Below are 14,651 nucleotides of genomic sequence, written 5' to 3' on the forward strand. Positions count from 1 at the left end.
CTTTTAATAGGTGATTAAAATGAAAAATGTAGCCAACAAAACTGATCCAACCGTTATTACCATTCCTAATGACTTTTCAGGCTTTGCTGTCGATGAGCTAAAAGATCAGTTTGAGCTGCTCGTTGAGCAAGACTCTAATTTTGTTGTTTTAGACTTCTCTAAAACCGAATTTATCGACTCTTCGGGAATAGGTGCTATTGTTTTTCTATATAAAAGAATTGAAAAACAAAGTAATAAGCTATCTTTACTTAATGTCACCGGGCAGCCGTTTAAGTTAATGAACTTATTAAGAGTGGATAAAACCATTCCATTTATTGACGCTGTGTAGAGGTTATCAGGGAGAGTTTTATGAAGGCGAGCATAGCAATTTTCATTTTCATGTTTTTAGGCGGATGCGCTACTTGGCCAGATGAAGGGCAGGGAGGCTTGGCCGAAAAATACCAAAACTATCCATTAGATGATCAGCAGCTAGATGAAACATTTAATCAACCTGAGAGTATTGTAAGGAGCGAGTTTGAGCACTTAGAACTTAAGCTTGAATTATTAAAGTCGCAGGATATTAATGCCTGTATGCCGGCACAGTTATTAAAAGCCCAAATTTATGAGAATCGTATTCGTCGTTTAATCGCAGCTCAAATGTGGGAAGACGCGGAACATGACTTATTAATTCATTATCATGGCCTTAATCAATTAGCTAACCATTTTGATACTGTTAGAAAGTTGACTAATTGCGCTGCATCGATTGATGAACAACCCGCATTAGTTAATGTAAAAAAGCAAATAGCGGAGTTATTAAATAGCGATAACCAATTTGCATTTAATGCCTTTGAAATAACCCCTAAATATGCCGTACGAGTTGCTCAAGCAGCCGATTTAATCAAACAACTAGAAAGTATTAGTATTTTACTTATCGGGCATACTGACTCTGTAGGCAGTAAAAATAGTAATTACGAGCTGGCTTTAAAACGCGCAGATACTGTTAAGCATTGGTTGAGTGTTTATGGTGTGCCTACCTATAACATTACCACTTTAACCCAAGGCAGTTTAAAACCATTTAGTGAGTCGGAACAAAGTGAGCAAAAACGTCATTCAGATCGCCGAGTTGAGGCTATTATTTTAGATGCTAACGTGCAAAGTGAAGATAGCAAACAAGTAAAGTCACTAATGAATTGGACTAAAATTATTGAAAAGAGAAAGGAGTAATGTATGAGATTTATTTTTGCTGTCTTCGTTTTTTTCTTTTTAGTATCAAGCTCTGCGTTTGCTGAAAAAGCCGATGAGCCTATAGTGCAAGCAGGTAACAAGCTGTTTTTATATGTCCCAGGGGAAGTTGAATTTGAAACAACTTTTGAGGTCGATAAAAAAGGTCAAATTAACATACCTGAGGTGGGGCAATTTCAGGTCGGTAATAAAACGGTTACGCAAATAGAGGCAGAACTTAAACCTATTCTTGCAGAGTTGTTTGTTGCTATAAATGACTTTTATGTAGAGCTTAGAAGCAGAGACATATTTATTAATGTTTTAGGGTATGTGATCACGCCCTCACAGGTGAGTATTCCTGATGATGGCAATATTCAGATGGTGATAGCTAAGGCTAATGGTTTAAGACCTGGCGCACAGCTCGATCGTTTACAAATAAGACGCAAAGATGAAGTAATTGAATTTAATTACAAAGCATATTTAGACTCAGGCGACATAAATTTATTACCAAAGCTTAAAAGTGAAGATACTGTGTTTGTGCCTGTTTCTCCGCTCCTTGGTAACGTGCAAATTGATTTTGATGCACAAACACTTAGTGCGACAGGGGATGCAAGCGACAACAGTGCCATTACTATGCTTGGCGAAGTGCATAACCCTGGTAGTTTTTCGTTTAAAGAAAATATGACTCTTCTAGATGCGCTGATGCGTGCGGAAGGGGTTACTCGCTATGCGGATGTAACTAAAATTAGAGTGATCGTTGATAAAGCTCCTGTTATTTTTGATTTAAAAGCATATTTAGATAAACCTACCGATAGCAACATGCCGCTACTAAAAGCAGGGTCAACCATATATGTGCCGATTATGGTGGATGATGTAAATACTACATCACGCACGGTTTATATTATGGGTGAGGTACAAAAGCCGGGGGCCTATGAGGCTGCTGACAGTACTAACTTTTTAGATATTTTAGCAAATGCAGGGGGCCCAACTCGCTTTGCAGAAACACGCCAAATAAAAATATTAACCCCTGCGGGAGAGAGCATACTTTTTGATTTACAGGGTTATAGTGAGGGATTAACCACCGCTAAAGTGCCCGATTTAAACCCCGGTGATGTAATATTTGTTCCTGAAAAAACAGATGTTAATGAAAAAAGTTGGTTAAAAATTCCGACAAAACGAGCGATTAAGATTATAGGTGCTATTCAATCTCCTGGTCGTTATGAGTGGAGTGACGAAATGGACTTTACTGATCTGTTAGCGCATGCTGGTGGCCCTACTAAAGGGGCTAACGTGAACGATATTAAAATTTTGCGAAATGGCGATGTCACCCAACGATTTGATCTAGAAAAATACACCATTACTAACGGTGAAATTGCGCTGCCGAGTTTAATTGCTGGCGATACTATTATTGTTGAGGAGTTACCAGTAGACCCCGGAGACAATAAATCGCAATGGATACGTCAAGAATCGAGCAAGTCTATTTATATCATGGGGCAAGTAGGTTCCCCTGGGCGCTATGCGTTCAATGACAATATGCATTTTATTGATATTTTGGCAGCAGCAGATGGTCCTAATGGTAGTGCGGATATTCGTAATATTAGAGTTACGCACCGTAATGGTAATCGCGCTCGAGTGAGCAAACTTGATTTAGCGATGTATTTTGAAACTGGTGATGAAACGTTATTTCCTCATGTGTCACCCGGCGACACAATATTTATTCCAGAAAAAGACAAAGATTGGTTACGTACCCCTAAAGAGCGAGTTGTTCGTATTATGGGGGCAGTGCAAAAGCCGGGTCGATATAACTTTGATGATACGATGTCTATTTTAGATGTGCTTGCTGAAGCTGGAGGGCCGTCAAGTTCAGCTCTCATTGACAAAATAGTGGTTGTTAACCATTCATGCTGTAAAGAACAATCTCGCGTGTTTAATCTTGAGGAATTTATAAAGTCTCCAAACTCGGCCAATATTCCGGTACTTAGAGCTGGAGATACGCTATATGTCCCTGATAAAGGTCAAGACCTAATTAGTCAATTTAAAGATAACTTCCTCGACTTTATAACCATAATTGCTTTGGTGATAAGCTTATGAACTTGATACCTGGGCAGTATCATGAACTAGAAACCATCTGTAACACCTTGATTGATGATGAAGCACGGTGCGTGACGTTTATTTCTTTGTACGGTGGCGAAGGTTCATCCACAGCCTGTATTAGTGTTGCTCAACGTTTAAAAAGTCAAAATAAGTCAGTACTCGTTATCGATCTTAACCCTATTAGTTCGTTTCGTTTAGACAAACAGCTGCCAACATTGACTAAGTTGTGGCGTTTTGATGATATTTCCTGTCAGCTCAGTGTTATGCCTTATCAAGGTATTGAAGTACTTACAATTCACAATTTAGAGTCAATTGATTCAGCAAAAAACAAACATGTTTTAAATGAAGCGGTACTGCGTTTAAAGCAAGAATATGATTATGTGTTGCTGGATATGTCGCCAGCATTAAAGTTAAATCGTAATAATGTACCACTGCATTCTTTAAGCTTATGTAGCGAGCTGACCTTGGTTACTATTGCGCTAGGTATTAATAATGAAGAGTCGTTATGTCAAGGCGTGGCAGAACTTAAGCAAGCGGGTCATAGCAATATAAAGTTACTGGTAAGTCAACATAGCTTTGCTCCTTTAGGGGAGCGCATGCTACTGCTCTTCCAACGACATTCTTCAAAATGGCCAAGGTTGTGCGCTTTTTTAACCAGCAAAATAAATAAACAAAAGTGGTTGTTTAAACATTACTGAGACTTTTATGGATATATTATTTGAGCGGCGTTTTGAATTATTATGGCCGACCTTAACTGAAATACGCCAAGTACTTAAGCATGTACTGGGCGCTTTATCGGTGACCCGAGATGAAGCGGATGCAGCAGGCTTAGTCGCAACCGAATACCTAACTAACTTAATTCGCCATAATGAGGGCGATGAGCAGCTTATAATGTTGCGTATTAACCAAATAAATCATGATACTTACCAATTAACTTTTATAGATGAACTTAAGCCTTATAATTTATTTAAACAAAACAACTCTTCATGGACATTAGCATCGGCTGAGCTGGTAGAAGGAGGGATGGGGGTTGAACTTATTCGCCATTACTTTGCGGATGCCACCTACGACACGCGAGCAGGAAAAAACTATTTTTCTTTTCCCTTAACTAACATTGATAAACGACCGAGTATTATTTATGTCGACGATGATGTCACTCAATTAGCATTAATGAGCGCCTACCTAAAAGATAAATTTAATGTCGTCACCTGTGAAAACATAGAGGCTGGCTGGCAAGCTATTTTAACCTCTGATGCTAGTATATTGTTACTTGATCATAAACTTAAACAAGGAACGTGTGAGCCATTACTGGAAAAGCTTAATAAATCGAATTTAAAATCTCAGTTATCGGTGGTGATGTTAACTGGCGATGATAGCGAAGAAGTGATCAGTAAAATTAATCGATTAGGGGTTGATGATTACTTAATAAAACCAGTTAAAAAAAATAAGTTATTACAAAGCATAGATCGAGTAACTCATCGATTTGCATACTTGTCCTATCAAAGTACATTCGGATTAACACCTTCTAAAGTGCTTTTAGGGCATGGTAAAACAGCGCATATTTTTGGCTCTATTAGTGTGGGTAATGGCGGTGACTTTTTTATGCCAATTAATGATGAAGGTACTGCTTTTATACTCGGTGATATGATGGGTCATGGCTTACAAGCGCTCAAAGAAAGCTTTGCTATAAAAGGTTTTATAAGTGGCTTTTTAGCGACCGGGTTAGCGTATCAAGAAATGCTCGTTGCGCTCAATAATGCGCTTTATAAACAGCAATTATGTAAATCAAGCTTAGTCACTTTAATGATTTGTTTTTTAGAAAATAATAAGTTGTATTGGCTCAATGCTGGTCATCCCGCACCGGTTATTATCAGTAAAAATGGTGAGCTATCTCAGCTAAATGGTACCGGACCATTGCTTGGGCTGTCTAATGATCATCAATATACTTTATATGAAGCCAAGCTTGATAATGTTGAACATATTATACTTTATACTGATGGTTGGACGGATAACCGCTTTACCGATAAAGACGAAATGACCGAATTAAAAAAAATCATCCCTATGCAAAGCTCCTCAGCAGAGGATTTTGCACACTCGTTATGGAAAAATTCTCAGGTTGCGCTTTCTAAAGAAGTGGATGATGCCTCATTAATAATCATTAATTGAATTTGATTTAATTAACTATGTATAGTTAACTTAATATCCATAAGTTAATATTTTTTCTCTAAATAATTCTTAGCGAGTCGCTAAAAGGAATGGGATTATGCCACCAACAATACTGATTGTAGAAGACACCCAGTCGCTTGCTATGATGTATCAGTCTTATCTTTTACCAACAGGTGTAAACACACTAGTGGCAAATGATGGGGCAACCGCTCTTGATATTATTAATAAAATAAAACCCGATCTGATCGTACTCGATGTGATGTTACCCGATATGAACGGGCTAGATATTCTAGCTCAGCTAGAACCTGATAATTTTCCGCAAGTTGTTGTATTAACTGGGCATGCTACCAAAGAAATGGCGATTCAAGCGATTAAGTTAGGCGCTAGTGATTTTTTAGAAAAGCCTGTAGAGGCAGAACGTTTTCGTATAACCATTAACAACACTCTCAAAATAAAAGATTTAAAACAAACGGTTACCCAGTATAAAAATATTTATGAAAACGGTCGTTACTTTGACTTGATTGGTAGCTCCAAGCAAATGCAATCGGTGTATCAAGTTATTAGCTCTGCTGCAGCGAGTAAAGCCACGGTATTTATTACCGGTGAAAGTGGTACTGGCAAAGAGCTTTGTGCACGAGCAGTTCATCAAGCCTCTAATCGTGCCGACAAGCCCTTTGTTGCACTTAATTGTGCTGCTATCCCCAAAGATTTGATTGAAAGTGAAATATTTGGCCATTTAAAAGGTGCCTTCACTGGAGCAATTGCAAACCGCTTGGGTGCTGCAGGGCAGGCTGATGGGGGGACACTGTTTTTAGATGAGTTATGTGAAATGGATATTAATTTACAAAGTAAATTACTTCGTTTTATTCAAACAGGTACTTATCAACAAGTCGGTAGCGAAAAACAAGTTAAAGTTGATGTGAGGTTTGTTTGTGCTACCAACAGAAACCCGCTTGCTGAGGTTGAGGCCGGTCGATTTAGAGAAGATTTATATTACAGGCTGCACGTTATTCCTCTTGAGCTGCCACCACTTAGAGAGCGGGGCAGAGATATTATTGAAATAGCACAAGCGTTGTTTATTAAAATAGCCAAGGAAGAGCGGCACCCTTACAAAGGGATAACCGACGATGTGAAGCACTTTTTAGCACAATACGATTGGCCTGGTAACGTTAGGCAGCTAGAAAATGTGATCCGTAATATTTTAGTGCTTAACCCACAAGAGTGGATTGATGTATCTATGCTACCAGCATTGCCACAAAGCCCGCAAAAAGAGTCAGGTAATGAGGGGCAGGTTAAAGAGCAACATGCATCGTTACCAGTTCAAGAATTTGAAGAGTTACCGCAGGTTGAAAGTGAGGTTAAGGCTTTATGGATCGCCGAAAAAGAATATATAGAGCGGGTCATAAAAATATGCGCAACTAATATTCCTAAAGCTGCCGCTCTTTTAGATGTAAGTCCTTCAACCTTATACCGAAAAATTAAAGGGTGGGAAGAAAATTTATAATAATGTTTTTGCTGTATAAGCACTTTGCAGCAAGTTAAATTGTTTTCTACCTGAAAAACGCTCTTCAAGCATAGTGTATGCTGAGTGTGCCATTTCACTTTTTTGTATTGCCGGCAAGGCAAGTAATGCTTCTATCGATTGTTGGCACTCTAGTGTATTTGCTGATTTCATTAAAAAGCCATTAATTCCATTGTTTATAATGCTAGGAATAGCGCCCACAGGGCTGCTGATAATAATTTTATAATGCGCCATACTTTCTAGAAGCGTCATAGGCAGGCCTTCTTCTCTTGAACAAATAAGTAGGGCATCTAAATGTTGCCAAATATCATCTCGGGGTATTAAACCATGGTAATGAAGGTTGTCTAATTGTGGAATACGATCACGCATCGGGCCATCCCCAAAAAGGTGAAACTGTACCTGTTTATTAGTCTGCATACTTTCAGCTAACTCATAAAATATATCAGGGCCTTTTTCATAAGATAAGCGCCCAACAAACCCGACTCTAAGTAACGGTTGTGCAAAATCAGTGCTGGGAGGTTCGGCTATTGCGATGAAGTTTTCCAGTAATTGGGCGTTTTTAATTGTTTTACTAATTTTTTCAGACACTGCAAAGTTAGTTGATAACCAACTAAGCCATAAATCGAATTTGTTATACAGCCACATTTTTCCTGTACCAGCCTCTCCTGCATGGTAAGTGCTAACACAATGCTTATTTGTGATTTTACAAACCAAACGCCCTAAAATACCGGCTTTATAACCATGGGTGTGAATAACTGTATTGCGATCGTAACTGCGAAACCGCTTGATTAAACTAATGAGTGTACCTTGCAGAAAATCATACGGTATGCTTTGCTTATCAAGTAACTCATAAAATTCATTATTCCCATGATTCTTATAAAATAAAACCGAGCAACTAAGCTGGTTTTTGTTAAGCAGCTTGTATAACTCTATAATATGAGTTTCAATACCACCAATCATTGAAGAGTCTACAAACAATATAATCTGATTATTCACAATGAGCTCCAAAAGAAAATTATGATAGATACATCTGTAATAGAACAACTAAAGTATGATGTTGGTGATAGCACAGCCATTGAACTGATAAACGTTTTTGTTGATGAGTCTAAAAAGTTAGTGGCGCAAATGCTTTTCTCAACCGATGCCGCAGAAATTGAACTGTGCGCTCATAGCTTAAAAAGTAGCGGTTATAGTTTTGGTGCAACAAGATTAGCGCAAACGTGCCAGCTTATTGAGCAGCAAGTTAAGGTCAATGGTTTAAACACTGAGGTTGTAACCCTCTTAAAGTTAGCTGATGCACAAAGTAAAAAAACCTTCGAACATATGAGAGAACTTACCCAAAATCATTAAGCGTGTTTTTCAGTATTAAAAGAGCTTTTTAATAACTCTGAAAATACATTTTTTAGTTCATTAATATTATGTAAATGCTTGCCTGTTTCCTTACACTTCTCTCCCTGTTGTAAAATTTCAATAATGGCAGAAGGAGAAATACTTAAATCGTATACTTTAGTGGCGAGCTTCTTTTGTAACCAGTCAATGCCGGCAATTTTTGTATGTTGCATCACGCTGCTTTCTTGCGCTGTGTTTTCAATAAATACTCTACACGCAGAGGTTTTTTTTATTGCTTCAGTGATTTCTGTAATTAAAAAAGCAGGCATCACGCTAGTAATGATGCTACCTGGACCAATAATTATTAAATCGGCATCTAAAATAGCTTCAATAGTACCAGGTGCTGGCGGCACCGCTTTCGATAAGTAGATTGTACTTGGTAGTTCATTTAGAGCATCAATCGCGCATTCACCAAATACTTTTTCACCATTGTTTAGCTCGGCTACTAAATCTGTAGGTAGATCAGACATAGGCAAAACTGTCTCTTTATTTCCAAGCAAACGATTAAAAGCAGCAATAGCCTCAGTGGGAGACTGTGTTAGCTGGGTTAAACCCAATAGTGTTAAATTCCCTAAACTATGACCCGCCATATCGCCATGGATAAACCTATGCTCATACATAGCTTGGGCTTGCGTGCTTTCACCTGCAAGTTGAACACAGCAGCGCCTTATGTCACCTAAAGCGATACAATTTTGATCGGCTCTAATGCGACCGGTGCTACCACCATTATCGGTAGTTGCTACAATTGCTGTTAGGTTACTACATAAGGGTTTTATCGCACTTAACACTTGTGCTAATCCGTGACCACCACCAATACATACTATCTTCATGGTTATGCCTTTATGTATTTATTTATATTAATAAAGCAGAAATCATTCCACCCTGCCATAAAAATAACTCAATGATTTATATTAAATTTTGTTCTATATTAATTAGTCATAACATCGATTTTGGTATTATTTTGCAAAACGCGATGCATTTTAGCTGAGGGAATGAGTATGCAACGTAATGAATTAATTACGCTTACGGAACTACAGAAGCAGTTAGCGTTATTGCATCAGTGTGATGATGAAATTGATATTTTAGCTACTATGTCAGCTTTACTGCAGCCATTACTTCAATACCAAGACTGCATTGTTTTAAAAAAAACACATCATCATTTTTTAACTATAGGCACAACTAACATCGATTTTTATGAGAAAACTTGGCCACCATGTGCTGCATTTATTCAGGCTTTAAAAAAAGGTTACTCATTTAGTTGCAATCCATTGCCAGAACAATTAGTTACTTTATCAGCAGAGGCAAATAATCAGAATAAAAATACAGCGCTGTTAATCGGGATTGATACGGGTAAAGAACAATGCTTATTTATTTTCACTCATGTGAGTAACAAAATTAACCATAATGTTTTAGCTTCACACTCAATAATTTTATTTCTTCAGCAAGTATTCCACGCTTTTCTCCAATTAAATAAGTTACATGAACAAACTCATCAATCTGTTTTACTACTTGATAAATTTTCTCAGCTTTCTACTTTATTTAAAGAATTAGCAAGTGAGTGGTTTTGGCGAACCGAGCCTGATATGACTTTTACCAGCGTTAACAATCTGGAAAGGGAAGATAATACCTATGCGAAAACATTTATTAATAAAACCATAGAGTCTTTGCGCACTAAAAATGAGCAAAGAAACACACTAAAATGGCAAGCTTTTGCTGCTTTAATAGCTGAGCATGAGGATTTTAATGGTTTTGAGTTTGAGGTTAAGGCATCGACACCTTTGTGGGTATCGCTCAATGGTAAGTCGCAATTTGACGAAAACGGAAATTTCATTGGCTATTTAGGTATTGCCAAAGATATCACCGTCTCAAAAGAGCGAGAGACTGCACTTGAAAATGAAAAGCTTAAAGCTGAGGAAGCCAGTAAAACAAAAACAAAATTTTTAACCATCATGTCGCATGAAATAAGGACCCCCATGAATGCGATTATGGGGATGATAGAGTTATTAATAGATACCGATTTAACTCAAGAGCAACGCCAATGGTTGAATTATGCAAACTCTAGTGCTGATATTCTTTATGGATTAATTACCGACGTATTAGATTTTTCAAAAATTGAATCAGGGACTGTATTAATCGCCAATAAACCGCTAAATGTAAAACTGCTTATTGAGAACATCGTTGGGCAATTGCATATTATAGAAGACAGTGAAGATATTATTTTTTCAGTTTCGATTAATGACAATATCCCTACCTTTATTATGGGTGATGAATTTAGGCTGGGACAGATACTATTTAATCTCATTGGCAACGCATTTAAGTTCACTCGCTCAGGGCATATTGCATTATGTGTAAATATTGTAGATGACAACCTAAAATTTACTATTGAAGATTCAGGAGTAGGTATTGCAAAGAAAGATCTGAGTTTTATATTTCAGCCGTTTCGACAAGTTAACGAAGGTATAAATAGAAAAAATGAAGGAGTAGGATTAGGCCTCAGTATTTCAAAAAACCTAATCGAACTTATGGACGGCTCTATTAGTGTTGAAACTCAGCTAGGGCTAGGTAGTACGTTTACTATTTTACTGCCATTTAAAGAAGCGATTATTGATGAAATTAAACCCGATCTTTCATCAAAACAGCCTGTATTATCAGTTCTGGTTGCTGAAGATAATAAAACCAATCAAGTGCTTATTAAGGCGTTTTTACAAAAGCTAAATCACAAAGTCACGATTGCTAATGATGGAGTGGAAGCAATTGAGTTTATGAAACTCAAACATTTTGATTTAATTTTAATGGACATCATGATGCCGACCATGGATGGACTAAGCGCCACGCAGCATATTCGTCATGAGCTGTTAAGTGATATTCCTATTTTTGCACTAACCGCAAATGCTTCAACCGATGACAAGGCATCATGTTTTAAAGTAGGTGTTAATAAAGTGCTTACCAAGCCTATTAAGTTTGAAACCTTAAAAGCGTCTTTAAGTACGCTTTTATAGCCGGTAATAAAAAAGGCCGTAATTAGGAATAATCATGGCCTTTTCTAACGTTATAGTTTGTTATTCAATATTCTGAATTTGCTCACGCATTTGCTCTATCAATACTTTTAGCTCAACTGCAGCATTGGTGATGTCGCTGTTGATTGATTTAGAAGCTAGGGTATTTGCTTCACGGTTAAACTCTTGCATCATAAAATCTAAACGACGACCACAAGCACCACCTTTACTCAAAATTTTACGTGTTTCTTTAACGTGCGATTTTAAACGATCAAGTTCTTCTGCTACATCTTGCTTTTGTGCAAGGTAAATCAGTTCTTGCTCAAGACGTGACTCATCAATATTTGTTGTTAAATCTTCAAGTTTTTGTATTAACTTTTCACGTTGCCATTTAGTAATTTCTGGCATGTGTGCTTCAACAATATCAACTTGCTCTAAAATGGCGGTTAATCGTGTAGTTATCATTTCTTCAAGGTTTGCACCTTCATCACCACGTGCCGATTTAAAGTCTTCAATTACTTGGTCAAGCCCAGTAATGAGTGCTGTATTTACACTATCCATATCAATTTCTTGCGCTTCCATCACGCCAGGCCAACGCAAAATGTCAACAGGATTAATATCACCATTGCTTTGTTGTTGTACCCACTTAGCACTATTAATTAGCTGCTCAGCAAGAGATTGATTAATTGATAATTCACCCACATGTGCAGGGTTTGCTACAAATTTTAAGAAAACTTCGACCTTACCACGCTGTAAGTGCTTACGCAGACGCTCGCGTATAACGGGCTCCATGCCACGAAATTGCTCTGGTGCACGAATAAAGGTTTCAAGATAACGTTGGTTCACTGAGCGAACTTCCCACGTGCCAGTGCCCCATTCGCCTTTTATTTCGCGACGCGCATAAGCTGTCATACTGTGGATCATGGATGTTTTCCTACATTTTTAAATACAATATTACGATTATTATACCGTAACACTGCCCAAGCTCTAAAGAAAATTTAACACTGCTGAGTGTTTTTTAAACACACTTTAATATAAATCAACATGGCATCTGTATTCACATCAACATATAATGTGGCAAATTCAGAATTAAGGGGATCGTCAATGCGTCCAAGCGAAAGAACACCTAATCAAATTAGACCGGTTACGTTTACACGTAACTACACTCTGCATGCTGAAGGTTCAGTATTGGTAGAGTTTGGCAACACTAAGGTACTTTGTACTGCGACAGTTGAGGCTGGCGTACCACGCTTTATGAAAGGCCAAGGTAAAGGTTGGGTAAACGCAGAATATGGCATGTTACCGCGCGCAACACACACACGTAATAGTCGTGAAGCAACGCGAGGTAAGCAGGGCGGTCGTACAATGGAAATTCAGCGTCTGATTGCTCGCTCTTTACGTGCAGCAATCGATCTAAAAGCACTCGGTGAAAATACAATTACTATTGATTGTGATGTAATCCAAGCTGATGGTGGTACACGTACAGCGTCTATCAGCGGTGCATGCGTTGCGCTAGTTGATGCACTAACGTATATGCGTGCAAAAGGGATGATTAACTCAAACCCACTTAAACATATGATCGCTGCTATTTCTGTTGGTATATATAAAGGCCAAGCGATTAGCGATTTAGAATACCTAGAAGATTCTGACGCTGAAACTGACATGAATGTAATTTTAACTGAAACCGGTAAAATTATTGAGGTACAAGGAACCGCTGAGGGTGAACCTTTCTCGTTTGACGAACTTGATGAGCTACTTACACTCGCTAAGCATTCAATTCGTGAAATTATTGATGTACAAAAGCAAGCACTAGCATAAATAGGTAACTGGCAATGAAAGAATATCAAAAAGAGTTTATTGAGTTTGCTTTAGAAAAGCAGGTATTAAAGTTTGGCGAGTTTACTTTAAAGTCTGGCCGTACTAGCCCTTACTTCTTTAATGCGGGCTTGTTTAATACAGGTCGTGACTTAGCGCGCTTAGGTCGCTTTTATGCAGCGGCACTTGAAGATGCAGCAATTGAATATGATGTACTATTTGGTCCTGCTTATAAAGGTATTCCAATTGCAACAACAACCGCAGTTGCGTTAGCTGATCATTATAATAAAGATGTACCTTATTGTTTTAACCGTAAAGAGAAAAAAGCACACGGTGAAGGTGGTAGCTTAGTTGGATCTGAACTTAAAGGTAAGATCATGTTAGTTGATGATGTGATCACCGCCGGTACAGCTATTCGCGAGTCAATGGAAATAATTGCGGATAATGGCGCAGATTTAAGTGGTGTTTTAATTGCACTTGATCGTCAAGAAAAAGGTAAAGCAGAGCTTTCTGCTATACAAGAAGTAGAACGTGACTTTAATACTCAAGTTACTTCAATCGTTAAATTGGCTGATTTAATTAGTTACCTAGAGCTCCAAGGAACTATGGATGAGCATTTAGCCGCGGTAAAAGCTTACCGGGATCAATACGGTGTAGCATAAATAGTAGCCTCGCAAATGCGGGGCTTTATTTTGCTTAAAATAGAGCAACAGTAACTCCTACTTATATTAAGGCTTTGCTAATACACATAAACAAAAGCCACCTTCAGGTAGGCACTATTAATAGCCGTGATTTTATTAATACTGTGGTATCACTCTTACCTACTTCAATTCACCGTAGTAACATTAACAGTATGCTAGCTGCAGCGTCTTATTTTCCAGACTTTGTTATATATGGGATCTATTCGGGTAGATTATTGCTAGTGATCATTATGATCATCTTAGTTGCGAGTGTTTTAATAAAGCTTATTCAAGTTGATACAATGATTAAAGGCTTAAGTTTCGCGTTTATTGTTAATAAATTGATAGTTATGTTGTGTTTTTAGTACTTATCGTTCAAATATCCAGCGAACAGTCATTTATTTCAAGTTTTCTTCAAAAAAGGGTTGATCTGTTTTCGGATCTCCCTATAATGCGACCCCACTGAGACGGGGAACGCCAACGCATAGCGAGGCACGAGCTACTCAGTGAGTCGAGTAAAACTTAGTTCTGAAAACTTTCAAGTTTAACAAAATTAAGTGTTGACAAAAAAATAGGGAAGCGTAATATGCGCAGCCCTAGCGAGACAAAGTTTAACGCTTTAATCGCAACGTTCTTTAACAATATAAAGCAATCATCTGTGTGGGCACTCGTACAGATTGAGTTCTAACAGCCAAGCTACTTAGGTAGTGAGGCAAGCAAATTTAGAGTCTCAATTGAAACTGAGTGACCAACAGCAATAACTACTTCGGTAGGAATTGCAGCACAGTC

General features: G+C 38.0%; 13 protein-coding genes. 10 read left to right on the top strand and 3 right to left on the bottom strand.

Annotated features, from left to right (window positions below):
* The first annotated feature begins 19 nt into the window (after nucleotides 1-19).
* The 6 genes from CWB76_RS06605 to CWB76_RS06630 all read left to right on the top strand — a co-directional run bounded on the left by CWB76_RS06605 (nucleotide 20) and on the right by CWB76_RS06630 (nucleotide 6,964).
* Nucleotides 20-328: an STAS domain-containing protein gene (locus tag CWB76_RS06605; protein ID WP_138606331.1), complete on the top strand. Its 309-nt coding sequence runs from the start codon at nucleotides 20-22 to the stop codon at nucleotides 326-328.
* Between the two features lie 20 nt (nucleotides 329-348).
* Nucleotides 349-1,203, top strand: a complete 855-nt coding sequence (locus CWB76_RS06610) for an OmpA family protein (protein WP_138606333.1) — start codon at nucleotides 349-351, stop codon at nucleotides 1,201-1,203.
* A 3-nt stretch (nucleotides 1,204-1,206) separates the two neighbouring features.
* Nucleotides 1,207-3,291 carry an SLBB domain-containing protein gene (locus CWB76_RS06615; RefSeq protein ID WP_138606335.1) on the top strand — a complete coding sequence of 695 codons (2,085 nt, stop codon included), beginning with the start codon at nucleotides 1,207-1,209 and terminating at the stop codon, nucleotides 3,289-3,291.
* Nucleotides 3,288-3,992 (top strand): cellulose synthase operon protein YhjQ/BcsQ, encoded by a 705-nt coding sequence (locus CWB76_RS06620; protein ID WP_055013286.1) that lies wholly within the window; start codon nucleotides 3,288-3,290, stop codon nucleotides 3,990-3,992. Before CWB76_RS06615 ends, CWB76_RS06620 begins: the two co-directional genes overlap by 4 nt.
* Nucleotides 3,993-3,999: 7 nt before the next feature.
* Nucleotides 4,000-5,460, top strand: coding sequence for a SpoIIE family protein phosphatase (locus CWB76_RS06625; protein ID WP_138606337.1), 1,461 nt, complete (start codon nucleotides 4,000-4,002; stop codon nucleotides 5,458-5,460).
* Between the two features lie 97 nt (nucleotides 5,461-5,557).
* Nucleotides 5,558-6,964, top strand: coding sequence for a sigma-54-dependent transcriptional regulator (locus tag CWB76_RS06630; protein WP_138606339.1), 1,407 nt, complete (start codon nucleotides 5,558-5,560; stop codon nucleotides 6,962-6,964).
* On the opposite strand, the gene CWB76_RS06635 is transcribed toward CWB76_RS06630, so the two are convergent.
* The gene (locus CWB76_RS06635) at nucleotides 6,959-7,978 is read right to left on the bottom strand and encodes a glycosyltransferase family 4 protein (protein ID WP_138606341.1); all 1,020 of its coding nucleotides are present in this window, start codon (nucleotides 7,976-7,978) and stop codon (nucleotides 6,959-6,961) included. The genes CWB76_RS06630 and CWB76_RS06635 overlap by 6 nt on opposite strands.
* Before the next feature lie 21 nt (nucleotides 7,979-7,999).
* Between CWB76_RS06635 and CWB76_RS06640 the strand changes: the two genes are divergently transcribed.
* Complete coding sequence (locus tag CWB76_RS06640) at nucleotides 8,000-8,332, top strand: Hpt domain-containing protein (protein ID WP_138606343.1); 333 nt, start codon at nucleotides 8,000-8,002, stop codon at nucleotides 8,330-8,332.
* Here CWB76_RS06640 and CWB76_RS06645 read toward each other — a convergent pair.
* Nucleotides 8,329-9,201: a gluconeogenesis factor YvcK family protein gene (locus tag CWB76_RS06645; RefSeq protein WP_138606345.1), complete on the bottom strand. Its 873-nt coding sequence runs from the start codon at nucleotides 9,199-9,201 to the stop codon at nucleotides 8,329-8,331. The two genes, CWB76_RS06640 and CWB76_RS06645, sit on opposite strands and share 4 nt — an antisense overlap.
* A gap of 168 nt (nucleotides 9,202-9,369) precedes the next feature.
* Between CWB76_RS06645 and CWB76_RS06650 the strand changes: the two genes are divergently transcribed.
* Nucleotides 9,370-11,370: an ATP-binding protein gene (locus CWB76_RS06650; protein WP_138606347.1), complete on the top strand. Its 2,001-nt coding sequence runs from the start codon at nucleotides 9,370-9,372 to the stop codon at nucleotides 11,368-11,370.
* A 60-nt stretch (nucleotides 11,371-11,430) separates the two neighbouring features.
* Here CWB76_RS06650 and CWB76_RS06655 read toward each other — a convergent pair whose 3' ends face one another.
* Complete coding sequence (locus tag CWB76_RS06655) at nucleotides 11,431-12,291, bottom strand: YicC/YloC family endoribonuclease (protein WP_008464069.1); 861 nt, start codon at nucleotides 12,289-12,291, stop codon at nucleotides 11,431-11,433.
* Nucleotides 12,292-12,471: 180 nt separating this feature from the next.
* Here CWB76_RS06655 and rph point away from each other — a divergent pair, with 180 nt between their 5' ends.
* Both rph and pyrE read left to right on the top strand, forming a co-directional pair.
* Nucleotides 12,472-13,185, top strand: a complete 714-nt coding sequence (gene rph / locus CWB76_RS06660; protein WP_008111261.1) for a ribonuclease PH — start codon at nucleotides 12,472-12,474, stop codon at nucleotides 13,183-13,185.
* A gap of 14 nt (nucleotides 13,186-13,199) precedes the next feature.
* A complete protein-coding gene (gene pyrE / locus CWB76_RS06665) occupies nucleotides 13,200-13,844 on the top strand; it encodes an orotate phosphoribosyltransferase (protein WP_054202965.1) in 645 nt (214 codons plus the stop codon).
* Nucleotides 13,845-14,651: the final 807 nt, after the last annotated feature.

The sequence above is a fragment of the Pseudoalteromonas sp. S1609 genome (genome assembly GCF_005887255.1).
GTDB lineage: Bacteria > Pseudomonadota > Gammaproteobacteria > Enterobacterales > Alteromonadaceae > Pseudoalteromonas.